The following is a 21,851-nucleotide window of genomic DNA, read 5'->3' on the forward strand; positions in this document are numbered from 1 at the left end:
AGAATTGCTGCTGTATCAACATTGAATGGATGGAGCCGTGAATGAGCAACATCGATCGCCGTACCCTGGTCAAAGGTTCGCTCGCCGCCATGATGGCGGGCACAGCCTTCTCGCGCGCCGCACTGGCGCAATCCGCCGAGCCGATCCTGCTCGGGGTCAGCGGCCCCCTCACGGGACCGAACGCGCAATATGGCGCGCAGTGGAAGCAGGGCTTTGATCTCGCGCTCGACGAGATTCACGCCGCCGGCGGCATCAACGGCCGCAAGCTCGCCTACCAGTTCGAGGACAGCCAGAGCGATCCGCGCCAGTCGGTCGCGATCGCCCAGAAATTCGTCTCCGATCCCCGCATCGTCATGGAGCTCGGCGATTTCTCCAGTCCCGCCTCGATGGCGGCCTCCCCGATCTATCAGCGCGGCGGCCTGGTGCAGTTCGGCTTCACCAATTCGCACCCCGACTTCACCAAGGGCGGTGACTTCATGTGGAGCACGTCCGTGAGCCAGGCCGACGAGCAGCCGCTGCTGGCGTCCTACGCCGTCAGGCGGCTCGGCCTGAAGAAGCTTGCGGTGCTGCACCTCAACACCGATTGGGGCCGCACCAGCCGCGACCATTTCGTCAAGGCGGCCAAGGAATACGGCGCCGAGGTCGCGATCACCGAGGGCTACATCGCCGAGGAACGCGACTTCCGCTCCACTCTGGTGCGCGTGCGCGACGCCAGCCCGGACGGCCTGATCCTGATCTCCTATTATTCCGACGGCGCGCTGATCGCGCGCCAGGCCCGCCAGGTCGGCCTGAAGCAGACGATCTGCGCGGCCAGCTCGGTGTATTCGCCGAAATTCATCGAGCTCGGGGGCGAGGCGGTCGAGGACGTCCATCTCGGCACGCGCTATTTCCCGCAAGATCCGCGGCCCGAGGTGAGGAAGTTCATCGACGGCTTCAAGGCCAAGTACAACGGGCAGGAGCCCGACGCCTTCAATGCCTATTCCTATGACGCGATGAACATGGCCGCTGCCGTGGTGAAGATCGGCGGCACCGACCGCCGCGCCATCCGCGATGCCTTCGCCAAGGTGAAGGACGTCTCCAGCGTCATCTTCGGTCAGGCGACGTTCGACGTCGAGAGCCGCCGCGTCAAGGGCGCCATGAACGCCGAGCTCGTCGTGCGCAAGGGTCAGTTCGCGCTGTGGGACGGCAAGCCGACCTGATGCGATGGCCGAAGCGATCGCTCCGGCCGCTTTCTCCCTGATTAGGAATACTGCGTGTCCTCCTGGCTCGACCACACCATCAACGGGCTGATCGTCGGCAATGTCTACGCGCTCGTTGCAGTCGGGCTCGCGCTGATCTTCGGCGTCAGCCGGCTGATCAACTTCGCGCAAGGGTCGATCTATCTGGTCGGCGCCTATATCGGCTGGATCGCGGTGGTGCAGCTGCACACGCCGCTGCCTCTCACCATCATCGTGGTCGCCGTGGCGGCGGCGATCGTCGGTCTGATCATCGAGCGGTTCGGTCTGCGGCCGCTGCAAAACTCGGTGCGCATCGCGCCGCTGCTCGCGACCATCGGCATCAGCTTCGTGCTCGACCAACTGGTGATGCTGATCTTCTCGCCCAATCCGCGCGCGTTGCCGAGCCAGTTGCCCGATGTCCGCTTCCAGGTCGGTGGCGGGACGATCGGGCCGCTTGATCTGCTCATTGCCGGCGTCGGCCTCACCAGTGCGCTGCTGCTGTTCGTGTTCCTGCGTTACACCAAGCTCGGCTGGGCCGTGCGTGCCACGGCGCAGGACCGCGACGCCGCCATGCAGATGGGCGTCGACGTCAACCGGGTCAATCAGGCCGTGTTCGGTATCGCGGCGGCGCTCGGCGGCGTCTCCGGCATGCTGGTCGGCATGTACTACAACCAGATCGACACGGCGATGAGCCTTCAGGCGACGCTCAAGGGCGTCGTCGCGGAAGTCGTCGGCGGCGCCGGCAACGTGCCGGGCGCGGTGATCGGCAGCCTGCTGCTGGGCCTCGTCGAGAGCTACGGCGTCGCCGTGCTCGGCACCAGCTACCGCAATTTGTTCGCGTTCCTGCTGCTCGTCGTCGTGCTCGTGGTGCGGCCGAACGGCCTGTTCGTCAGCGCACGGCAGGCGCCGCCCGAGCCGCTCACCGGCACGTTCATCGCGCCGAGCCGCCCGGTGAATATTCCGCGCTGGGCGCTGTTGGTCGCTGTTGCCGGCTTTGCGATCCTGCCGCTGTTCCCGGTGTCCTTCTACGTGCTCCAGACCCTGATCAATGCCTGGTTGCTCGGCATGCTCGGGCTCAGCCTGACGCTGGTTGCGGGCACGATGGGGCAGGTCTCTCTCGGTCATGCCGCGCTGCTTGCGATCGGCGCCTACACCTCCGCATTGCTGTCGCTGGTGCTGGCCGTTCCGGCCGGACTTGCCGTCATCGGCGGTGGCCTGATGAGCGCCGCGCTCGGCACGCTCCTGATCTCGCCTTCCTTCCGCCTGCGCGGGCATTATGTGTCGATCGCGACGCTTGCGATCGGCGAGATCGTGGCGCTGGTGATCCTGAATTGGGAAAGCGTGACACGCGGTCCGATCGGCATCTCCGGCATCCCGCCGCTGGCTCTATTCGGCTATGACCTGATCAGCCCGACCTCGGTCTATTGGTTCAGCCTTGCGGTGATGGTCGTGCTGGCGCTGCTGCAGGGACGGCTGCTTACCTCGCATCTTGGCCGCAGCTTTCGCGCCATCCGCGACGACGACATCGCCGCGCGCGCCTATGGCCTCAGCCTGAACCGCTACAAGTCGATCGCCTTCATCTTCGGCGGCTTCGCCGCCGGCGTCAGCGGCGGCATCGCCGCGCATCTTTATTCCTACATCAACCACGAGACCTTCAACACGCAGCAATCCATCCTGGCGCTGACCGTCGTCATCCTCGGCGGCCTCGGCAACGTCGTCGGCGCGATCGTCGGGTCGGTGGCGCTGGTCGGCCTGCCCGAGGTGTTCCGGATCGCGGCCGAGTACCGCATCCTGATCTACGGCATCGTTCTCTTGCTGCTGGTGCGGTTCAGGCCGCAGGGCCTGTTGGGAACGGTCTGATGGAGAAGCAGCTTCACGCCATGCTGTCCCTGCGCGGCCTGACGCGCCGTTTCGGCGGCCTCACCGCGGTCGACGCCATCGACCTCGACCTTGCCAGGGGCGAGCTGATCAGCATCATCGGCCCGAATGGTGCCGGCAAGACGACGCTGTTCAATCTCGTCACCGGGCTTGACCGGCCCGATGCCGGCACCGTCAGCTTCGAAGGGCAGGACATCACCGGCCTGCCGCCGGAGCGGCTCGCGGCCGAAGGCATCGCGCGCACCTTCCAGCTCGGCCGCGTGTTCGGCAATCTCAGCGTCATGGACAATGTCCTGATCGGCGCGCACACGCGGCTGCGCGCCGTGAAGCCGGCCGTGCCGGTGATCGGTCCGCTGCTGGAATTGGGTCTGGCCTTGCTGCGTCCCTCGCGCGTCAGGGCCGAGGAGGAGCGGCTGCGTGAGGAGGTCAAGGCCATCCTCGCGCGTTTCGGCGAACGGCTGCTGCCGCGCATCGACCAGCCCGCCTATAGCCTCTCCTACGCCAACCGCCGCCGCGTCGAGATCGCGCGTGCGCTCGCGCTGAAGCCGCGGCTGCTGCTGCTCGACGAGCCCACCGCCGGCATGAATCCGACCGAGACCGCGGAGATGCAGGGACTCGTCGCCGAATTGAAAGCCGAAGGGCTGACGATCCTGCTGATCGAGCACAAGCTGGAGATGGTGATGCGCCTGTCCGACCGCGTCATCGTCATGGACGAGGGCAAGAAGATCGCGGAAGGGCCGGGCGAGCAGGTGCGAACCGATCCCAAGGTGATCGAGGCCTATCTCGGCCACGGACTGTCAGGGACGACGGAGCAGGAGAGCGCGGCATGACGAGCGCACCCGAAGCACTGCTGGCTTTGTCTGATGTCAACACCTTCTACGGCCAGGCCCAGGTGCATTTCGACCTGTCGATCACGGTTGCGCGCGGCCACATCGTCTGCCTGCTCGGCGGCAACGCGAGCGGCAAGTCGACCACGATGAAGATCATCTTAGGGTTGGTGAAGCCGCGCTCGGGCGAGGTGACGTTCGACGGCGCTTCGCTGATCGGGCTCTCCACGCCGCAGATCGTCCGCCGCGGCATCGGCTCCGTGCCGGAGGCGCGGCGGCTGTTCGCCGACATGAGCGTGCGCGAGAACATCCTGATGGGCGCCTTCGTGCGCAATGACCGCGACGCCATCGCGCAGGATCTCGACAGGATGCTGACGCTGTTCCCGAAGCTCGGCCAACGGCTGTCGCAGCGCGCCGGCTCGCTGTCCGGCGGCGAGCAGCAGATGGTGGCGATGGCGCGCGCGCTGATGAGCCGCCCGCGCATGATCGTGATGGACGAGCCGACCATGGGCCTGTCGCCGCTTTATGTCGATCGCGTGCTGGAACTGATCCGCAGCATCAACCAGGCGGGCGTCTCGGTTTTCATGGTCGAGCAGAACGCCAGCCTCGCGCTCGAGATCGCGCACGAGGCCTATGTGCTGCAGACAGGCAAGATCGTGCTGTCTGGCCCCGCGCGCGCACTGAAGGACGACCCCCGCATCCGCGACGCCTATCTCGGCGGCTCCGAGGCGGCCTGACGCTCAAGCCGACGCCGCGCTTGCGACCTGCTCCGCCGGCTGATCATCGCCGTTGGGATCGCCCGGCGCGGTCGCCCAGGCGAGCTCCACCAGCGTCACGATCCGGCGGCCGCCGCCGTCGAGCTGGACGACGATCAGGCCCTGCTCCTCCATGTAGCCGAGCAGGCGCTGCGCGCGGCGCAGCGAGTGCGAGCCGTAGGCGCGGGCGATTGCGGCATCGCCGGGGCAGGGCCAGCCTTCCTTCGCCGCGCGCGCGATCATCATGAACACGCCCTGCATGTCGTCGGGCAGGATCGAGGCGCGCAGCGCCACGTCCTGCCAGGCGTCGTCTTCGGTGAGATCCGTCCCGAGCCCGGCGCGCGCATGCGTCAGCATGCGACGGAATTCGCTGAGATCGGGCACCGCCGCCCCTAACCCCTCGATGCGGCAGCGAACCACGAACTCCTGATAGAGCACGCCGATGGCGCGGAAGCCGGCGTCGGGCTCGGCCATCACGGCACGCAGCGTGCGATCCACGCGATCGCGCCGCTCGGCGAGCTCTTCGGCACTGACGGGAGCCTCGACCACTTCGACCCGAATCTCCGGCACCGCGGCGGCCTTCGCCGCGCGAAGCTGCTCGAGCAGATCCGGAGCCGGCCGTCGCTGCGGCCGGCTGGCATCGGGCGGCGGTGCGGCGAGGATGACCGCGCGGGCATCTTCAAGCGTGGCTTCCGGCAGCGGCATCAGCCGCGGTGTCGAATTGCGCGGGCTGGTCTCGGTCGGGCCGATGTTGAGGCGCAGCGGCCGGCGCGACAACGCAGGTCCCAGCGCCATGAACTGACCGCGCTCGAGATCGCGGAAGGCTTCCGCCTGCCGCCGCTCCATGCCGAGCAGGTCGGCGGCGCGGGCCATGTCGATGTCGAGGAAGGTCCGCCCCATCAGGAAGTTCGAGGCTTCGGCCGCGACGTTCTTGGCGAGCTTGGCCAGGCGCTGGGTTGCGATGATGCCGGCAAGCCCGCGCTTGCGGCCGCGGCACATCAGATTGGTCATGGCGGCGAGCGAGAGCTTGCGTGCTTCGTCCGAGACTTCGCCCGCCACCGCCGGCGCAAACAACTGCGCTTCGTCGACGACGACGAGCATCGGGTACCAATGATCGCGGTCGACGTCGAACATCCCGCCAAGGAACGCAGCCGCGCGCCGCATCTGGTTCTCGGCGTCGAGACCTTCGAGATTGAGCACGGTGGAGACGCGATGCAGCCGTGCGCGCTCGCCCGCGACCTGGAGGCCGCGCTCGGTGTGATCCTCGGCCTCGATCACCAGATGGCCGAAGCGCTCGGCCAGCGTGACGAAGTCGCCCTCGGGGTCGATGATGGCCTGCTGCACCCAGGGTGCGCTCTGTTCCAGCAGCCGCCGCAGCAGATGCGACTTGCCGGAGCCCGAATTGCCCTGCACCAGGAGACGGGTCGCCAGCAGTTCCTCGAGGTCCATGGCGGCCGCGGCGCCTGCCGTGGTCTGCCCCATCTCGATCGCAACCGTCATGTCCCCGACTCAAAGTCCCGTCATTCGCGGACAGCGGCTTATCAATCCAGCCGCGGCGCGTCGAGCGCTCCAGCGCGAATCAGGTGGTGTTGCCCACGCCAAAACCGGAAAGCATGCGCCGTGAGCGGCAGGAACCCGGTGCCGAAAGGCCTCGGCTCGGGGAAGATGGTGCAGACCGCCATCGCTCGGCCAAATGACGCAGATCAAGATCGACGGGCCCGAGACCTGCTATCCGGCCGTATGACCTTTCTGACCTTCTTCACGGCGACCTATTTCCTGCTGGCGGTGCCGGGGCCGACCAACACCCTGCTGGCGACATCGGGGGCCGGAGCGGGCATCTCGCGCTCCCTTCATCTGCTTGCGGCGGAACTGTGCGGCTATCTGCTGGCGATCGCGGTGCTGCGGCTGGCGCTCGGTCCGGTCATCAGCGACATCCCGATTGCGGCGCTGCTGCTCCGCGTCGCCGTGACCATCTACATCCTGTGCCTCGCGGTCATGCTCTGGCGCGTCAATACGCGCGAGCTGCGCGTGATCGTGCTGCAGATTCTCACCGCCGGCGCCGCGTGGATCATTCTCGGCGCAACGCTCGGCCGCGGCGCCCGTCGCCTCGGGCGCCCTGACCTCGTCACGCGCACCGGCGCGGTTACGCTGGTCGCCGTGACCGGCCTGATCTGGCTGCAATCCTTCCTGGTTGCCTGAGCGGACCTCGGTGGGAGCGGCGCTACTGCGCGCCGGAGCCGCCCTGCACGATCTTCTCGTTCAGCTTCTGGTCCACGGTGTCGACGGTGCGGTCGATCTCGGCGTTGGGCACGCCGAGCTGATGCGAGATCAGCTTCACCAGCAGGTCGACGCGTTCGATGAAGGGCGCACCGCTCGCGACCGCGCGCGCCGCCGATGACGGCTTGAGCAGGCTCTCCGCGGCCTTGGCGTACTTCGCGAACGGCACCTGGTCCTGCGGATCGGCGCCGAGGCGGCGGGCGATCGCATCGACATGGTCGTAGATCGTCTGCGAACGATTGAGATCGCCGTGCACGGCGTCGCGGATCGACTGCGGCTCGTTCGGCGTGATGCAGCGGTAATTGCCGGTCAGCAGCATCGACCATTTCGCCAGCGGCACGAACAGGGAATCGAACACTTTCAGCTTCACCGGCACGTCGTGGCCGTCGAGCGTCACCGCGTCGATGTCGGCCTCCAGCTCGCGCAGCAGCTTGTTGTGCTTCTCGTCGGCGAAGACCGACGCCTTGAAGTTGGTGGGCAGGCCGACATGCAGCACGTTGGCGGCCTCTTCCGGCGGCCGGAAGGCCTGCGGGTCGGGCGAGCACAGCGTCACCAGCCCGGGCTCAAACCGCTCCCACACCTGCGCATTGGTGTAGGCCTCCTCGAGATCCATGTCGGCGAGTGCCGGAATCCGCTTCAGATAGGGCAGGGGCGGCATGTTCATGATCGACAGGCACGGCAGCTTCGCCGCGGCAATCTTGACCATGAGGACGCGCACCGTGTGGTTGGTGTATTGCGGCTCCTGCATCGCGAGGCCGACCAGATCGTAGCGGGAGAGGTCGACATTGGCCGGCGTCACCGCGTCGAGCTTGCCAGGGAGGTTGCGGGAGAAGATCGCCCGGTGCACCGCCTCGTCGCGTAGCTTAATGCGCACCTCGGTACCGTCGCGGTTGATCAGCTCCGCGGTCTTTGCGCGGCAGACCAGGGTCACGTTGTGCCCGGCCATCAGCAGCTTCGTGCCCAGCAGGGAGCCGTAAGAAGCCCCAAGAATCAATATGTTGCGCGCCATGCTCCGTCCCCTGGAAATCTGTGTGATTTTTCCGGCCCCGGCCGTTCCGCGGGGCAGTTGAGGGCATGTAAAGCGAAGCGCAGGGGGATAGCAACTGGGATAATGCATACAAGGGTGCATCTTGGTCCCGCGGGTTCCAGGGCCAGCCTGGCGGCCTGTTTCGGTCTCGTGTCAACCCAGTGAAGCAAAGATATTCTTCTTTACCGAAATTCGGATTTGTCGTATGTGTCGGTCGTCCCGGCTCAATCTCGAGGGGCGATCATGAGGTCGTCATTGTCGCGAGCCGGGCTTGCGGTGGACGCGGCAGCGTCGGGCGCGAAAGGTGCGGGCAGGGAGGGTAGTCCCCGGTGAGCTCGCGGCCGCGCGCGGACGAACGGCGCTGCTAGGTTTCGTCTCGTCTGTAAGTTTCCGGCTCTGTCGACGGAGCTGGGAAAACTGCGGCGAAATGGCAGGCCGTGCGTACGGCAAAACCGTGTGGTCCTGGCCGTCGTTGCTACGGTCAAGCTCTCGCGAATGCGGCATTGGCGTCAACCGGCGCGGTGCCGGTGACTTTTGCGAGGGTGAGGGAGGCCAGAAGGAACTCGGCTCCCGGGAGAGCACGGCATAAGCCGTCCGACCATCGCGCAGGGAAGGCCGAGTGATTGGCACCACCTGTATGCTGCTGTGCGGTTTTCTGCGTGTGCGTTTTGCGCAGCAGACCGCGGGTGCGATGTCAGCACCCGGTCTTCCCTGCGCCCTCTTGCCGATGAGGGCGGCGAGACGAAGCAAAGCTCGGGCGAAATCAGTCGCGAGAATGAATATGCACGTCTGCGACCACACACTCGCTGTCATCGCCCGGCTTGACCGGGCGATCCAGTACTCCGAGACGACAGTTGTTCAATGCAGAGGCCGCGGCGTACTGGATTCCCCGCCTTCGCGGGGAATGACAGCCGTCACTCGGAGAGCGAGCTATCGCCTCATACTCCGTCATTGCTTCGCTTCGCTCGCAATGACGTTGATGGAGCGCCGCTTCTTGGCGGCCTCAGCCCTGGCTCGCCATGCGCTCGCGGTCGAGATGCTGCTCGATCTTGGGGCGGTCACGCGTGCGCTCGAAGCTGGTGCAGAGCAGCTCGGTCTCCTCGAGCGAGATCGGAGCACGATAGAGCCGGCACATGAATTCGGCGTTTCCACGCCCCTTGCCGGTGCCCGGCCCGCGCTCTGCGAGAAACATGCAGTCCCGGCAGATGCTCGCTTCGAGCCGCTGATGGGCAGCATCGAGGTGATTGAGGATCTCGCGGAGAGAGTCGCGCAGCCTGATGCACTCCTCGGTCCCGAGCGACGTCACCGCGTTGACCACGTGATTGATCGGGTCGTGCTGGCTCAGGCATTTCTCGCCCTGCGGCGTGACGTGCAGGACGACAGAACGCTTGTCCTCATGCGACGGCTTTCGCACCAGGAACGACTTGCTCTCCAGAGTCTTCACGATCTGCGACGCCGTCGCGCGTGTGGCGCCGATGAAGCCGGCCAGTGCGGACGGCGTGCGCGAAAACCTGTTGGCGCGCCCGAGAAAGCGCAGCGCCATCCATTCCCGATCGCGCAATCCATGCTGATTGCCTTCGAAATACCAAGCCCGCGCCGCCTGAACCAGCAGCTCGACGGCTTCCCGCGCCAATGGCATGAATCTACCTCGTCCCCGGAACTTCGTCTGCGGCGTCCCGAAGCCGCTTTGCGCCCTGAGTGTCAGACGAGCATGCCCTGTCGAACTCTCGCACAATGGCGCGGATCGCACCGCGCCCGACCTCGGCCGATGAGCGTCGCATCGTCCGCAGCGAGAAGCCGTATCGCTGATGGCATGCCAACGGCGTGGTCGTCGCGCGGGAGCTCGGGTTGCCGTCGCCGGCAAACGGTGGATCGGAGTAGCTCAACCGGAGCCCCCAAAGTTCAAGTCACAAGCAGACGTTTCTTATACTCAACCAAAACGATGGATGAGCTTCTCAACAAAATCAAGTAGAGACCCTCTCACAGGCTGGATGTCGTGGCAGGCGAATGTAACGTTCAAGGGCAATCTCGTTGTTCGGGACACATGATGGTGAACGCAATACATGGCGCGGCGAGAAATATGCACTCGATATTGTGAGAGTTTGATTGCACGCGCGTTGTTGTCTTGCGTTGATGCAAACTGATCGAAGCTTGTGCATCACGATGACGTTTGGCGGCACGTCATCCACAACTTGTGCGTTCTGCCGCGGAATCGTCGAGGGAACTCATTGGAATTGCACGCGGCGGTTGTTCCCGTCGTGCTTGCAGAATAGACTCTTCGATCGCTTGCACAGCGCTTGCCAGCTCGTGCACACCGCGAACGGCGAATTCGCTCACGACGAAAATGGGTGAGCCGGTGTGCACGCGCATGCGCTGGAAGCGTAGCGACATGCGCAATCTCTTGTCGAAAACCACGGGCAGGGCGGACGGCAGGCGCCTCACCCTCTCCACCCGTCAGTCGCCCTTGAGCATGTCCCGAAGCTCGCGGAACGGATCGGCGCTCGGCGGGGCCGATGCGCCCTGTCGCATCGCGTTGTAGATTCGCGGAACCATCTCGACCGCCTGGTCGAGGCCCGAATCACGTCCCGGCTGATAGCCGCCCATCAGGCGAAGGTCGCGCGTGTCCTCGTATTTCGCGATCATGGCGCGCAGCTTGCTCACCAATTCGCGCTCCTCGGGGTCCCAGACGTTGTGGGCGAGGCGGGAGACCGAGGCCAGAACATCGACGGCCGGATAGCGCGCCTGGTCGGCGATGTGCCTTGAGAGCAGTATGTGCCCATCGAGCGTGCCGCGGATGGTGTCGGCGATCGGCTCGTTGTGATCGTCGCCGTCGACCAGCACGGAGAAGATCCCGGTGATGGTGCCGGATCCCTCCTCGCCCGGACCGGCGCGCTCGAGCAGGCGCGGCAGATCGGTGAAGACCGTCGGCGCGTAGCCGCGCGCCACCGCGGGCTCGCCGGCGGCGAGCGCGACCTCGCGGGCGGCGTGGGCAAAACGGGTGATCGAATCCACCATCAGCAGGACCGATTCGCCGCGGTCGCGGAAATATTCGGCGACCGCCATCGCCGTCTTCGGCGCCAGTCGCCGCATCATCGGGCTTTCGTCGCCCGTCGACACGATTGTGACAGCGCGATGACGGTCGTTGCCCAGCACGTCCTCGATGAACTCGCGCACCTCGCGGCCGCGCTCGCCGACCAGGGCCAGCACGACCGTATCGAAGCCCTGGCTGCGGGCGAGCATCGCGAGCAGCGTCGATTTGCCGACGCCCGATCCGGCAAAGATGCCGACGCGCTGGCCGGCGCAGACCGGCGCGAACAGGTCGATGACGCGTACGCCGGTGCGCAGCGGCTTGTGCACGCGCGCACGCTTCATGGCCGACGGCGCCTCCGCCTCCGCCGAGACCGCCTGCGACCCTTGCGTGAGCGGCCCCTGTCCGTCCAGCGGCGCGCCGAGGGCGTTGATGACGCGGCCCTTCCAGCTCGGATCGGGCGCGAAGGACAGCGGCGGCATCCGGTAGGCCGCCGAGCCGAGCCCGCCGCCAAATTGCCGGTCGAACGGCTTGGCGATGATGCCGTCGCTGTCGATCCGCACCACCTCGCCGATCTGGCGCTTACCGCCGCAATCGACGCCGATGAGCTCGCCGAGCCTGACGAAGCGCGACAGGCCGGAGACGCGGAAATGCGTCGGCGCGATCTCGGAGATCGCGCCACTGACGCTTGCCAGGGGAGTGCTCTGCTGAAGCTCCAGCAGCGCCCACTCGAGTTGCCGAAGAGCGTTCAAGGAAACCGTCCAACCTCATCCTGCGCGCTTGGCGCGCAATCTACTTGCCGGGTTCGCCGAGGGTCCGGATCGCGTTCTGCAGCGAGCTCTCGGTGCCCTCGATCATCGAGTTGGTGCCATCGAAAGCGCGCGATGCCGAGATCAGCCGCGTCAGTTCGAGCATCGGATTGGCGCCGGAGCCTTCGACATAGCCCTGCTTGAAGCCGTCCCGGGAGAAGTCCGCGATGGCGGTCGCAGGCCGGTCGGGCGTCACGCCTGAATTGCCGTAGCGTTCGAGATTGGCGTCGGCCGGAATGCTGAACAGGCCGATGGTGCCGATCTCGTTGTTGTCCTGGATGATCGCGCCGCTGCGCGCGATCGAGATCGGTCCGCCGTTCGGGTCGAGCGTGATCTGCGCGCCCCCGGAATCGACGATCGGAAAGCCGCTCACGGTCTGAAGATCGCCGTTGGGGGCGATCTGGAGCCGGCCGTCGCGCGTGTAGACCGTGCCGTTCGGACCGGCGAAGGCGATCCAGCCCTGGCCGACCACGGCGACGTCCAGCGGGTTGCCGCTCTCGGTAATGTTGCCCATCTCGCGCGAGATGATGTTGTCGCCGGGCGAGGAGAACGCCACCGGCGTCGGACCGGCCTTGGACAGCACGGTCTCGAACTTCACCACGTCGGTGCGGAACGCGGCCGTGTTGACGTTGGCGACGTTGTTGGCGATCGTCTGGAGGCGCTTTTCGAGGGCGACCTGCGCCGACAATCCCACATAGAGAGCCGATTGCATGACTTACCTGTTGAACTTGATGTTCTGAAGCGTCGTGAGCACGTTGGTATCCATGCTGACCGACGTCGCGGCGCCGGCGATCAGGACCAGCGCGGGATTGGTCGAGCTGTCGTTCCGGGCCTGGGTCGCATCCCACATCGCCGCAAAGCGCTGCACGAACTTGGTCACCTTGGCGGGATCCTGGAAGTCGGTGAGCTTGATCTTGTCCGCGATCATCTTGGCCTGGGCGTCGATGTTCGCCGCGCTGATCGTCGACGGCAGGCCGAGCGCGGTCTGCACCACCTGCGTCAGCGCCTTGTCGGCCAGGATCTGGTAGGCGGTCGTGATCGTGGAAGCCTTGCGGGTGAAATACAGCGCCAAACGCAGGCCTTCGTTCTGATCGCCGGCCTTCTCCTCCATCGTCTGCGTGACGTACTGGGTCGCGGTGCCGGTCGTGGCCGCGGCGGTCTGGGTCGCCTTGTCGCCGAGTGCGGCGAAATTGAAGGCGGTCGCGAATTGCCGGTAGCGGGTGTCGGTCAGCTTGTTGGCGAAGGCGTCCTTGCTCGTGACCCCCTCGGTCAGCACCTTGCGCATGAACGCCTTGGCGTAGGTCATGTCGCTGAGGCCATAGGCCTTCATCGCATAGGAATAGAGACGATAGTCCTTCAGGAAATCGTCGATGGTCTTCACTTTGCCGATATGGCCGAGGAAATAGTCGGTGTCGCGGCTGACGTCCGGCTGCTTCGCGACCTGCGTCAGCGACTTGCCCATGTCCTTGGTCAGCCTGGTGTAGTCCGCGATGGTGGATAGCATGACACGCGCCCCTCTGGCCGCAGGTCGCGACCCCGCTTCAAGCTGCCGCCAATTGCTTGCGCGGGGCTGGCGACCTCGAAGCCAGCTTCGCGCAAGCGTCGCCGACTAGGTATTCCAGGTGGGATCGGCGATGGAGCGGCGCGTTGGGCAGTTTCGTGGGGATTTTCATCACGGTAGCGGCGCTGCTCGGCGGCTTTGCCGCCATGGGCGGGCACCTGGCCGTGCTCATGCAGCCGTGGGAGTTCGTGATCATCATGGGAACCGCGGTCGGCACCTTCATCGTGGCCAATCCATGGAAGACGGTGGTGGACACGGGCGTCGCCTGTATGCAGGCCATCACCGGCGCGGTGCCCGGCCAGCGCTACTACCTTGACTTGCTCGGCGCGCTCCACGCTCTGATGCGCGAGCTGCGGGGCAAGGGGCGCAACGAAGTCGAGGCGCATATCGACGACCCCTCGAACTCCGAGATCTTCAAGGCGTTCCCCAGCGTGCTCGGAGATCCCTCGCTGCTCCAGTTCATCTGCGACTATGTCCGCCTGATCATCATGGGCAATGCGCGCACGCACGAGATCGAGGCGCTGATGGACGAGGAGATCCATACCATCGTGAAAGGCAAGCTGGCGCCCTATCATGCGCTGGTGACGGTGTCCGAGGCGCTGCCGGCGCTCGGCATCGTCGCCGCCGTGCTTGGCGTCATCAAGGCGATGGGCGCGCTCGACCAGTCGCCGAAGCTATTGGGCGGCTTTATCGGTGCAGCCCTGGTAGGCACCTTCGCAGGCATCTTCCTGTCCTATGGCGTGCTTTCGCCCTTCGCGATCAAGATCAAGATGACGCGCGAGAAGAAGTGTCGGCCCTACATCATCGTCAAGCAGACGCTGCTGGCATTCATGAACGGTGCCATGCCGCAGATCGCCGTCGAGCACGGCCGCAAGATGATCTCCAGCAGCGAGCGTCCCTCGATCGACGTCGTCGAAAACGAGACGATCGCAGGTCCCAAGCCCGTCGCTGCCGACGCTGAACCCAAGGCGGCGCGCGCATGATGATGGAAGACGCAGAAGTCGACCAGCGCAAGCAGCTGCCGAACTACCTGCTGGACGCTGCCGGCATATCGATCGAGCGTATGCCGATGCTCAATGTGATCTTCGATCGCATGGCGGCATCGTGCACCGACAGCCTGCAGCCGATGGCCGGAACGCCCTGCTATTTCTCGGTCAACGGCATCACCAACGATCCGCTCGGCGACATCATCAAGGACTACGAGGGCAACGCGGTCGCGGCCGTGCTCTATGCCGAGCAGTGGGATTCGCGCGTCATTATCATGCTCGACCGCGACTTCGTATTCACGATGGTCGAGGCGATGTTCGGCTCTGACGGAGCGGAACCGCCGCTTGACGTCGAACGGACGTTCTCGAACATTGAGATACGGCTGGTCCAGGCGCTGTTCGAGCGGTTCGCCAAGGCGCTGCAAGGCGCCTTCGCCGGAACGTCCAACGTCACCTTCCGCGTCGAGCGTGTCGAGACCGCGATGGCGTCGCTGGCGATCGGACGCGCCAGCAACATGTCGATCTGCGCGAACATGATGGTGCAGGCACTCTACCGCGGCGGTCAGATGTTCCTGATCATTCCGCACTCCGCGCTCAACCCGCTGCGTCAGAAGCTCGCTCACGTGGTCGTCAGCGACGGTCGCGCCGCCGACCCACGCTGGCGCGAACAGATGGAAAGCGAGGTGCAGCGGACCGAGGTGACCCTCAGCGCCGTCCTCGACGAGAAGATGGTGACGCTCGGCGACGTCGTGAAGTTCGAGGTCGGGCAGGTGCTCGAGCTCGAGGCCACGCCGCGCACGCTGGCCCGTCTCGAAAGCAACAATCAGGTGTTGTTCTGGTGTCAGATCGGCCAGCTCGACGGCTATTACGCCATGCAGGTGGCAGATCCCGTCGATCAGAAGCGGGAGTTCGTCGATGATATCCTATCTCGTTGATATCGTGCTGCTGGTTGCGCTCGCCTTCACCAGCCTGCGGGTGACCAGGATGCATCGCGAGCTGGCGCGGCTGCGCAGCTATCAGGGCGAATTCTCAACCATCATGCACGAGACCGCGGGTGCCTTCGACACGGTCATCACCGCGGCGCACGATTCCACGGCGAATCTCGGACGCCTCGCCAACGTGCTGAGCACGAAGATCGACCAGGCTCACGAGGCGATCGCAGCGCTCGATGCGCGCAGCGGGCTCGCACCCGCGGCGACGGCCGCGACCGCCGAGCTGAACAAGCACTGAATGCCGGCACCGGCAGAGCAATACGGCCGGAACGCCACGGCGCTCCGGCAGCGGAAGTACCAAGAGGCGATACCATATGGCGCAATCATTCGACTACGAGTCTGCACCTGCATCGGCTGAGACCGAGACGTCACCGCTGGAACGCCTGGCCGAGATCGCCCAGCGCACGGCCGAGGAGACCGGCAAGTTCGCCAATGTCGACGCCATCTTGCGCATTCCCGTCACCATGCAGGTGGTGCTGGGATCGGCCACCATTCCGGTGGCGAACCTGATGAAGCTCGGACGCGGCGCGGTGGTTCCGCTCGATCACCGGGTCGGGGAGCCCGTCGACGTCGTCGTCAACGGCCGCATCGTCGCCCGCGGCGAGGTGGTCGTCGTCGAAGAGGACAATTCCCGCTTCGGCGTCTCACTCACGGAGATCGTCGGACCGCTGGGGCAGGGTGATACCTGACCATGGCGGCACCGGTCGGCATCGCTCCCGTCAAGCAGCGAGGCGTTACCACGCTGGGCGGCACGGAAAAGGTCGCCGCGCTCCTGCTGGCCATGGGCCGGCAGGCGGCGGCGAGCGTGCTTCAGCAGTTCGAGCCGCAGGAGATCCGCATCGTCACCAAGGCGGCGGCGGAGCTGCGGCCGATCACCGCGCAGGAGCTCGAGGGGATCGTCGAGGAGTTCGCCCAGCAGTTCTCGATGGGCGCGAACATTCTCGGCACCCTCGGTGGCCTGGAAGCGGTGCTCGGCGACGTGCTTCCGGCCGATCAGGTTTCGGCGATCATGACGGACCTACTCGGCAATTCGAGCCGCTCTGTGTGGGACCGCGTCTCGTCGGTGTCGGAAAATTCGCTGGCCACCTACCTGTCCAAGGAGCATCCGCAGACCGCGGCGCTCATCCTGTCCAAAGTCAAGCCGTCCTGCGCCGCCAAGGTCATGAGCCAGCTGCCGTCGAGTCTGCGCAACGAGTTGATGCGGCGCGTGCTCAGCCTCAAGCCGATCGTTGATGACGCGATGAAGGTCCTCGAGAAGACGCTGCACGAAGATCTGACGCTGAATTTCGCCCGCAACCTCGGCGCCGACACCTACGCCCGCGTCGCCGACATCATCAACAAGATGGAGCGCGGCCACATCGAGGACATCCTGAAGAGCCTGTCGGAGAAGCGTCCGAAGTCGGCCGAGGTGCTAAAGGAGCTGTTGTTCACCTTCGACGACGTCATCAACCTGGCGCCGAAGGCGCGCACCATGATCTTCGACCAGGTTCCGACCGACCGCATCGTGGTCGCACTGAAGGGCACCGACAAGCATTTCCGCGAGGTGATCCTGTCCGCGGTCGCCTCGCGCGTCCGCCGCGTCGTCGAGGCCGAGCTCGCGATCGGCGAGCCGTCGAACCAGCGCGACGTGCTCGAGGCGCGCCGTGTGATCACCGACCTTGCACTCGACCTCGCGGAGAAGGGCGAAATCGAGCTCAACCCCGAGCAGGAGGATGGGCTGGTCTTCCGCTGACCGCTGAACGGGCATGGCAGAAACATCCGATCAGGAGAGCAAGACAGAAGAGCCGACCGAGAAGAAAGTCCGCGATGCGCTCGAACAGGGCAAGATTCCGGTCTCTCGGGAGGCCTCCATTTTCGCCTCGATGGCCGCGCTGATGGTGATCCAGGCATTCCTGATCGGCCAGGGCGTGCAGCAATTGACGCCGACGCTGAAGAGCCTGCTCGACGATCCCGAGGGCTTCCCGCTCTCGACCGGTGCGGACGCGCAGAACCTGCTCACCGTGGTCGGCCTGCAGGCGCTGCGGTTCCTGGTGCCCTTGGTGGTCATCCTGGTGGTGTTCGGGCTCGCGGCCTCGCTGCTGCAGAACGCGCCGCGCCTGGTGCTCGAGCGGATCAAGCCTGACATGTCGCGAATCTCTCCAGTCAGCGGCTGGAAGCGGTTGTTCGGGACGCAGGGCCTGATCGAGTTCGCCAAGTCGTTGTTCAAGCTCGCCGCGGTGACCGCCGTGGTCGCCTTCGTGCTGCGCGCGTCCGAAGCGAGGGCGTTCGAGGCCATGTACACCGACCCGGTCGCGCTGCCGGAGATGATCCTCAACATCGCGATGCGCATCGTCTCGGCGATCTGCATCGCCACCATCGTGCTGGTGGCGATCGATCTCGCCTGGGCGCGCTTCCACTGGCGGCGCGAGCTGCGCATGACCAAGCAGGAGATCAAGGACGAGCACAAGCAGGCGGAAGGCGATCCCCTGATCAAGGCGCGCCTGCGCTCGCTGGCGCGCGACCGTTCGCGCCAGCGCATGATCGCCTCGGCCTCGCGCGCGACGCTGGTGATTGCCAATCCGACGCACTTCGCGATCGCGCTGCGCTACAAGCGCGAGGAAAACGCCGCGCCGCTGGTCGTGGCCAAGGGCATGGACGTGATCGCGCTGAAGATCCGCGAGATTGCCGAGCAGAACCGAATCCCAGTCATCGAAAACAAGGCGCTGGCGCGCGCGCTCTACGAGGCAGTCCAGGTCGATCAGGTGATTCCGGCGGAATTCTTCCGGCCCGTTGCCGAGATCATCTACTTCCTCCAATCCAAGCAGGCGCCGCGGCCCGGGAACGTTCGATAGATTTCCGAGGATGGTGCTTCGCGCAACAGCTTGACGAAAGCTTAACGCCCTAGGCTCGTCCCGAATGGATCAGAATGGGGCCGTCGTGGGACCGCTTTTTCTCTTCGAACTCGCATCGTCGCAGGCGCGCTATCTCGAGCTGCGTCAGTCGACCATCGCCACCAACGTCGCCAACGCCAACACGCCGGGATTCCGGGCGCGCGACGTCGAGCCGTTCAGCAAGGTGCTCGACGGCATGCCGGTGAGGCTCGCGACGACGTCGCCTTCGCACATGCAATTGGCCGCAGCCGAGATCGACACGCGGGCGACCGCGAAGAAGGACAGCTGGGAAGTGGTTCACTCCGGCAACTCCGTCAGCCTCGAGCAGGAAATGATCAAGGGCAGTGACGTCAATCGCGACTATTCGATGAACGCGGCGATCGTGCGGTCGTTTCACCGCATGGTGCTGTCGAGTGCAAAGGCCTGAGGTGATTTGACATGCTGGACTCATTGAGCGCCTCGCTGACGGTCGCAAGCTCCGGGCTCGAAGCGCAGTCGACGCGCATGCGCATCGTCTCGGAGAACCTCGCGAACGCCACCTCGACGGGGCGCGCCGCCGGCGCCGATCCGTATCAGCGCAAGACCATCACCTTCGATGCGGCGATGGATCGCGCCTCGGGCGCGCAGCTCGCGAAGGTCAAGGAGATCGGGGTCGACACCACGCCCTACCGCGTCGAGTACGATCCGGGGCATCCCGCCGCCGACAAGGCCGGCTACGTCAAGCTGCCGAACGTGAACATGATGATTGAGATGGCCGACATGCGGGAGGTCAACCGCTCCTATGAGGCCAATCTCCAGGTCGTGAAGCAGGTGAGGTCCATGCTCGGCATGACCATCGATCTCTTGAGGAGCTGACCATGCTTGAGGCGATTTCATCCACCGCGATTTCCGCAGGGCAAGCCGCGAGCCGTGCGACCGAGACGCAGGCCGTCTCGCCGGCGGCGTCCACCGCGATCCAGACCAGTGACGACGTCGGCTTCGAATCGGTGATGAAGCAGGTGACGTCGGATGCGATCGGGACGCTGAAGGCGGGCGAGGCGGCATCGATCTCGGCAATGCAGGGCAAGGAATCGACGCGCCGCGTCGTGGAAGCGCTGATGTCGGCCGAGCAGGCCCTGCAGACGGCGGTCGCGGTTCGCGACAAGGTCGTCCAGGCCTACCAGGAAGTCGTTCGGATGTCGATTTGATCTGAAGGAGTGGGACCAGTGAAATCGCTCGCCATCGCGGCCACGGGCATGAACGCCCAGCAGACCAACATCGAAGTCATCGCGAACAACATCGCCAACATCAACTCGACCTCCTACAAACGGGCGCGCGCGGAGTTCACCGATCTGTTCTACCAGATGGACCGCATGCAGGGGATCGCGAACACCAACGGCTCGTCGCCGATTCCGGAAGGTGCCAATCTCGGCCTCGGCGTCAAGTCCGCGGCGATCCGCAAGCTGCACATCCAGGGCGCGCTGACGCAGACCGGCAATCCCTATGATCTCGCGATCAACGGACGTGGCTGGTTTCAGGTGCTCGGCCCCAACAACGAGGTGCAATACACCCGTGCGGGCTCGTTCAACGTCAACGCCAACGCTCAGCTGGTCACGATCGACGGTTACCTGCTGGATCCCGCGATCACCATCCCGCAGGGGACGGTCGAGGTCACGGTCAACCAGACCGGCCAGGTGTTTGCCAAGCTCGACACGGAAGTGAATCCGCGGCAGATCGGCCAGCTCAACCTCGCCAACTTCGCTAACGAAGCGGGTCTCGAGCCGCTGGGCAGCAATCTCTACAAGGAGACCACGGCGTCCGGCACGCCGGTCGTCGGTCTGCCGGGCGATGCCGGCTATGGCAAGATCAACCAGAAATGGCTCGAAGCCTCGAACGTCGACCCGGTCAAGGAAATCACCGAGTTGATCTCGGCCCAGCGTGCCTACGAAATGAATGCCAAGGTCATCCAGGCCTCGGATGAAATGGCCCAGACGGTCTCGAAGGGCATGCGCTAGTTCCGGTGTCTCGATGTTGAACAGGGTGGGCCTGATCGTGCGCGGGTTGGCCGCCGTGCTGCTGGTTCTCGCCGCGGCGCGGGCCGCCGCGGCCGAGGAGAAGCGGCTTCCCGTACCGGCCGTCTCGATCCGCGCCGGCGAGATAATCCGCGAGGAGATGATCACCGAGCGCGCCTTCGCGCCGAGCCTGCTCGGCGTCGCAATGTTCATCGAGGGACGCCAGATCCTGGTCGGTCGCATGGCGCGGCGCGCGCTGTTGCCGGGCCAGCCCATTCCAACCAATGCGGTGGAGGACCCCTGGACCGTCGCGCGCGGCGCCATGGTCAAGGTCGTGGTCGAGGACAGCGGCCTGTCCATCGTCACTTACGGCTCGGCCATGCAGTCGGGTGCGGCCGGCGCGCTGATCCCCGTGCGCAACACGGACACCGGCGTGATCATCAGGGGCGTCGTCCAGCCGGACGGCAGCGTCAAGGTCATGGACGGGTCATGACCAGGCTCCTGCTTGCGCTCATGCTGCTGGTGTCGGCCGCCGGCGCCCAGGCCGCCGTCCGCATCAAGGACATCGCGGACATCAAGGGTTTGCGCGAGAACCAGATCGTCGGCTACGGCCTCGTCATCGGCCTCAACGGTACCGGCGACACGCTGCGCAACGCTCCGTTCACCGAACAGTCCCTGCAGTCGATGCTCGAGAACATGGGCATCAACGTCAGGAACGAGACCACGAGCACCAACAATCCCCCGCGTCCGACCACGCTGCGCACGCGCAACGTCGCAGCGGTGATGGTGACGGCGGACCTGCCGCCTTCGATCGGGCCCGGCGAGCGCATGGACGTCACCGTGTCCTCGCTCGGCGATGCGACGTCGCTGCTCGGCGGCACATTGGTGATGACGTCGCTGCGCGCGGCGGACGGCGCCGTCTATGCGGTGGCACAGGGCGCGATCACGGTTGCCGGCTACAGCGTCGGAGGCCAGGCGCAGAACGTCAGCCAGGGCACGCCGACGGCCGGGCGCATCCCGAACGGTGCGCTGGTCGAACGCGAGGTGCAGGGAAGTCTCCACGAGATGGAGTTCCTGGTGCTACAGCTGAAGAACCCGGACTTCGTCACCGCAACGCGCATCCTCGACGCTGTCAACCGCTACGCCGGCGGTCGCTACCGCGCGCAGATCGCCTTCGAGCGCGACTACCGCACCATCGTGCTGTCGAAGCCGCGTCATGTCGGCCCTGTTCGCTTCCTCGCCGAGATTGGCGAATTGGTGGTCGAGCCGGATACGCCGGCCCGGGTCGTGATCAACGAGCGCACCGGCACGGTCGTGATCGGGCGCGACGTGCGGATATCCACCGTCGCCGTGACCCACGGCAATCTGACGGTTCGCGTCACGGAGATGCCGGTTGTGTCGCAGCCGGCGCCGTTCTCGCGGGGACAGACGGTGGTCGTCCCGCAGACCGTGGTCGAAGCCAACGAGGCCGGATCGCAGGTGGCGATCCTGAGCGGGGTCGATCTCCAGCGCCTGGTGCGCGGGCTGAACCAGATTGGCCTGAAGCCATCGGGGATTATCGCGATCCTGCAGGCGATCAAGACGGCAGGCGCGCTCCAGGCCGACGTCATCGTGCAATGATGCGCAAGCGTCG

General features: G+C 65.4%; 23 protein-coding genes. 17 read left to right on the top strand and 6 right to left on the bottom strand.

Annotated elements, in window-relative coordinates; all coding sequences use genetic code 11:
• The first annotated feature begins 41 nt into the window (after positions 1–41).
• Genes N2605_RS06945 through N2605_RS06960 form a run of 4 tightly spaced genes read left to right on the top strand, consistent with a single transcriptional unit; the run spans position 42 to position 4,659 of the window.
• Positions 42–1,199: an ABC transporter substrate-binding protein gene (locus N2605_RS06945; RefSeq protein ID WP_036027466.1), complete on the top strand. Its 1,158-nt coding sequence runs from the start codon at positions 42–44 to the stop codon at positions 1,197–1,199.
• Between the two features lie 54 nt (positions 1,200–1,253).
• Positions 1,254–3,077, top strand: coding sequence for an ABC transporter permease (locus tag N2605_RS06950; RefSeq protein WP_036027464.1), 1,824 nt, complete (start codon positions 1,254–1,256; stop codon positions 3,075–3,077).
• Entirely contained in the window at positions 3,077–3,925 is an 849-nt protein-coding gene (locus N2605_RS06955; RefSeq protein ID WP_036027462.1) for an ABC transporter ATP-binding protein, read from the top strand. Before N2605_RS06950 ends, N2605_RS06955 begins: the two co-directional genes overlap by 1 nt.
• Positions 3,922–4,659 (top strand): ABC transporter ATP-binding protein, encoded by a 738-nt coding sequence (locus tag N2605_RS06960; protein ID WP_036027461.1) that lies wholly within the window; start codon positions 3,922–3,924, stop codon positions 4,657–4,659. The genes N2605_RS06955 and N2605_RS06960 overlap by 4 nt, the downstream gene beginning before the upstream one ends.
• 3 nt (positions 4,660–4,662) lie before the next feature.
• Here the strand turns inward: N2605_RS06960 and N2605_RS06965 are convergent, their stop codons facing one another.
• Entirely contained in the window at positions 4,663–6,177 is a 1,515-nt protein-coding gene (locus tag N2605_RS06965) for a helicase HerA domain-containing protein (protein WP_036027460.1), read from the bottom strand.
• A 240-nt stretch (positions 6,178–6,417) separates the two neighbouring features.
• Between N2605_RS06965 and N2605_RS06970 the strand changes: the two genes are divergently transcribed.
• A complete protein-coding gene (locus N2605_RS06970; RefSeq protein ID WP_260346172.1) occupies positions 6,418–6,876 on the top strand; it encodes a hypothetical protein in 459 nt (152 codons plus the stop codon).
• Between the two features lie 22 nt (positions 6,877–6,898).
• Here N2605_RS06970 and N2605_RS06975 read toward each other — a convergent pair whose 3' ends face one another.
• From N2605_RS06975 to N2605_RS06995, 5 genes are all read right to left on the bottom strand, one after another.
• Complete coding sequence (locus tag N2605_RS06975) at positions 6,899–7,963, bottom strand: ketopantoate reductase family protein (protein WP_036006955.1); 1,065 nt, start codon at positions 7,961–7,963, stop codon at positions 6,899–6,901.
• A 1,021-nt stretch (positions 7,964–8,984) separates the two neighbouring features.
• A complete protein-coding gene (locus tag N2605_RS06980) occupies positions 8,985–9,620 on the bottom strand; it encodes a MarR family winged helix-turn-helix transcriptional regulator (protein ID WP_036006959.1) in 636 nt (211 codons plus the stop codon).
• An 815-nt stretch (positions 9,621–10,435) separates the two neighbouring features.
• Positions 10,436–11,761 (bottom strand): flagellar protein export ATPase FliI, encoded by a 1,326-nt coding sequence (fliI, locus tag N2605_RS06985; RefSeq protein WP_260346173.1) that lies wholly within the window; start codon positions 11,759–11,761, stop codon positions 10,436–10,438.
• A 40-nt stretch (positions 11,762–11,801) separates the two neighbouring features.
• A complete protein-coding gene (flgF, locus tag N2605_RS06990) occupies positions 11,802–12,530 on the bottom strand; it encodes a flagellar basal-body rod protein FlgF (RefSeq protein ID WP_036027436.1) in 729 nt (242 codons plus the stop codon).
• A 3-nt stretch (positions 12,531–12,533) separates the two neighbouring features.
• Positions 12,534–13,322 (bottom strand): DUF1217 domain-containing protein, encoded by a 789-nt coding sequence (locus tag N2605_RS06995; RefSeq protein WP_036006968.1) that lies wholly within the window; start codon positions 13,320–13,322, stop codon positions 12,534–12,536.
• A 143-nt stretch (positions 13,323–13,465) separates the two neighbouring features.
• On the opposite strand from N2605_RS06995, the gene motA reads away from it, so the two are divergent.
• The 12 genes from motA to flgI all read left to right on the top strand — a co-directional run bounded on the left by motA (position 13,466) and on the right by flgI (position 21,838).
• Positions 13,466–14,362 (top strand): flagellar motor stator protein MotA, encoded by an 897-nt coding sequence (motA, locus tag N2605_RS07000; protein WP_036027433.1) that lies wholly within the window; start codon positions 13,466–13,468, stop codon positions 14,360–14,362.
• Positions 14,359–15,300, top strand: coding sequence for a flagellar motor switch protein FliM (locus N2605_RS07005; RefSeq protein ID WP_036006973.1), 942 nt, complete (start codon positions 14,359–14,361; stop codon positions 15,298–15,300). The genes motA and N2605_RS07005 overlap by 4 nt, the downstream gene beginning before the upstream one ends.
• Positions 15,281–15,595 (top strand): hypothetical protein, encoded by a 315-nt coding sequence (locus N2605_RS07010; protein WP_036006976.1) that lies wholly within the window; start codon positions 15,281–15,283, stop codon positions 15,593–15,595. The genes N2605_RS07005 and N2605_RS07010 overlap by 20 nt, the downstream gene beginning before the upstream one ends.
• A 76-nt stretch (positions 15,596–15,671) precedes the next feature.
• On the top strand, positions 15,672–16,046 hold the full coding sequence (fliN, locus tag N2605_RS07015; RefSeq protein WP_036006979.1) for a flagellar motor switch protein FliN: 375 nt from the start codon (positions 15,672–15,674) through the stop codon (positions 16,044–16,046).
• Positions 16,047–16,048: 2 nt separating this feature from the next.
• The gene (locus N2605_RS07020; RefSeq protein WP_036027431.1) at positions 16,049–17,089 is read left to right on the top strand and encodes a flagellar motor switch protein FliG; all 1,041 of its coding nucleotides are present in this window, start codon (positions 16,049–16,051) and stop codon (positions 17,087–17,089) included.
• A 13-nt stretch (positions 17,090–17,102) separates the two neighbouring features.
• Positions 17,103–18,188, top strand: coding sequence for a flagellar biosynthesis protein FlhB (gene flhB, locus N2605_RS07025; RefSeq protein ID WP_260346174.1), 1,086 nt, complete (start codon positions 17,103–17,105; stop codon positions 18,186–18,188).
• A gap of 64 nt (positions 18,189–18,252) precedes the next feature.
• Positions 18,253–18,654: a flagellar basal body rod protein FlgB gene (gene flgB / locus N2605_RS07030; protein ID WP_260346175.1), complete on the top strand. Its 402-nt coding sequence runs from the start codon at positions 18,253–18,255 to the stop codon at positions 18,652–18,654.
• A gap of 11 nt (positions 18,655–18,665) precedes the next feature.
• The gene (gene flgC, locus N2605_RS07035) at positions 18,666–19,082 is read left to right on the top strand and encodes a flagellar basal body rod protein FlgC (RefSeq protein ID WP_036006988.1); all 417 of its coding nucleotides are present in this window, start codon (positions 18,666–18,668) and stop codon (positions 19,080–19,082) included.
• A gap of 2 nt (positions 19,083–19,084) precedes the next feature.
• On the top strand, positions 19,085–19,414 hold the full coding sequence (fliE, locus tag N2605_RS07040; protein WP_109144820.1) for a flagellar hook-basal body complex protein FliE: 330 nt from the start codon (positions 19,085–19,087) through the stop codon (positions 19,412–19,414).
• Positions 19,415–19,432: 18 nt separating this feature from the next.
• The gene (flgG, locus tag N2605_RS07045; RefSeq protein ID WP_260346177.1) at positions 19,433–20,221 is read left to right on the top strand and encodes a flagellar basal-body rod protein FlgG; all 789 of its coding nucleotides are present in this window, start codon (positions 19,433–19,435) and stop codon (positions 20,219–20,221) included.
• A gap of 13 nt (positions 20,222–20,234) precedes the next feature.
• Entirely contained in the window at positions 20,235–20,711 is a 477-nt protein-coding gene (gene flgA / locus N2605_RS07050; protein ID WP_225146809.1) for a flagellar basal body P-ring formation chaperone FlgA, read from the top strand.
• Positions 20,708–21,838: a flagellar basal body P-ring protein FlgI gene (gene flgI / locus N2605_RS07055; RefSeq protein WP_036007006.1), complete on the top strand. Its 1,131-nt coding sequence runs from the start codon at positions 20,708–20,710 to the stop codon at positions 21,836–21,838. The genes flgA and flgI overlap by 4 nt, the downstream gene beginning before the upstream one ends.
• The last annotated feature ends 13 nt before the right edge of the window (positions 21,839–21,851 follow it).

Origin of the sequence: Bradyrhizobium yuanmingense (genome assembly GCF_025200905.1) — a bacterium.
Taxonomy (GTDB): Bacteria; Pseudomonadota; Alphaproteobacteria; order Rhizobiales; family Xanthobacteraceae; genus Bradyrhizobium; species Bradyrhizobium yuanmingense.

Excerpts from the sequence above, each read along its gene's own strand:
- N2605_RS06945 (WP_036027466.1), top strand. The coding sequence starts at position 42 with ATGAGCAACATCGATCGCCGTACCCTGGTCAAAGGTTCGCTCGCCGCC.
- N2605_RS06955 (WP_036027462.1), top strand. The coding sequence starts at position 3,077 with ATGGAGAAGCAGCTTCACGCCATGCTGTCCCTGCGCGGCCTGACGCGC.
- N2605_RS06960 (WP_036027461.1), top strand. The coding sequence starts at position 3,922 with ATGACGAGCGCACCCGAAGCACTGCTGGCTTTGTCTGATGTCAACACC.
- N2605_RS06965 (WP_036027460.1), bottom strand. The coding sequence starts at position 6,177 with ATGACGGTTGCGATCGAGATGGGGCAGACCACGGCAGGCGCCGCGGCC.
- N2605_RS06970 (WP_260346172.1), top strand. The coding sequence starts at position 6,418 with ATGACCTTTCTGACCTTCTTCACGGCGACCTATTTCCTGCTGGCGGTG.
- N2605_RS06975 (WP_036006955.1), bottom strand. The coding sequence starts at position 7,963 with ATGGCGCGCAACATATTGATTCTTGGGGCTTCTTACGGCTCCCTGCTG.
- N2605_RS06980 (WP_036006959.1), bottom strand. The coding sequence starts at position 9,620 with ATGCCATTGGCGCGGGAAGCCGTCGAGCTGCTGGTTCAGGCGGCGCGG.
- flgF (WP_036027436.1), bottom strand. The coding sequence starts at position 12,530 with ATGCAATCGGCTCTCTATGTGGGATTGTCGGCGCAGGTCGCCCTCGAA.
- N2605_RS06995 (WP_036006968.1), bottom strand. The coding sequence starts at position 13,322 with ATGCTATCCACCATCGCGGACTACACCAGGCTGACCAAGGACATGGGC.
- N2605_RS07005 (WP_036006973.1), top strand. The coding sequence starts at position 14,359 with ATGATGATGGAAGACGCAGAAGTCGACCAGCGCAAGCAGCTGCCGAAC.
- N2605_RS07010 (WP_036006976.1), top strand. The coding sequence starts at position 15,281 with ATGATATCCTATCTCGTTGATATCGTGCTGCTGGTTGCGCTCGCCTTC.
- fliN (WP_036006979.1), top strand. The coding sequence starts at position 15,672 with ATGGCGCAATCATTCGACTACGAGTCTGCACCTGCATCGGCTGAGACC.
- N2605_RS07020 (WP_036027431.1), top strand. The coding sequence starts at position 16,049 with ATGGCGGCACCGGTCGGCATCGCTCCCGTCAAGCAGCGAGGCGTTACC.
- flhB (WP_260346174.1), top strand. The coding sequence starts at position 17,103 with ATGGCAGAAACATCCGATCAGGAGAGCAAGACAGAAGAGCCGACCGAG.
- flgB (WP_260346175.1), top strand. The coding sequence starts at position 18,253 with ATGGATCAGAATGGGGCCGTCGTGGGACCGCTTTTTCTCTTCGAACTC.
- flgC (WP_036006988.1), top strand. The coding sequence starts at position 18,666 with ATGCTGGACTCATTGAGCGCCTCGCTGACGGTCGCAAGCTCCGGGCTC.
- fliE (WP_109144820.1), top strand. The coding sequence starts at position 19,085 with ATGCTTGAGGCGATTTCATCCACCGCGATTTCCGCAGGGCAAGCCGCG.
- flgA (WP_225146809.1), top strand. The coding sequence starts at position 20,235 with ATGTTGAACAGGGTGGGCCTGATCGTGCGCGGGTTGGCCGCCGTGCTG.
- flgI (WP_036007006.1), top strand. The coding sequence starts at position 20,708 with ATGACCAGGCTCCTGCTTGCGCTCATGCTGCTGGTGTCGGCCGCCGGC.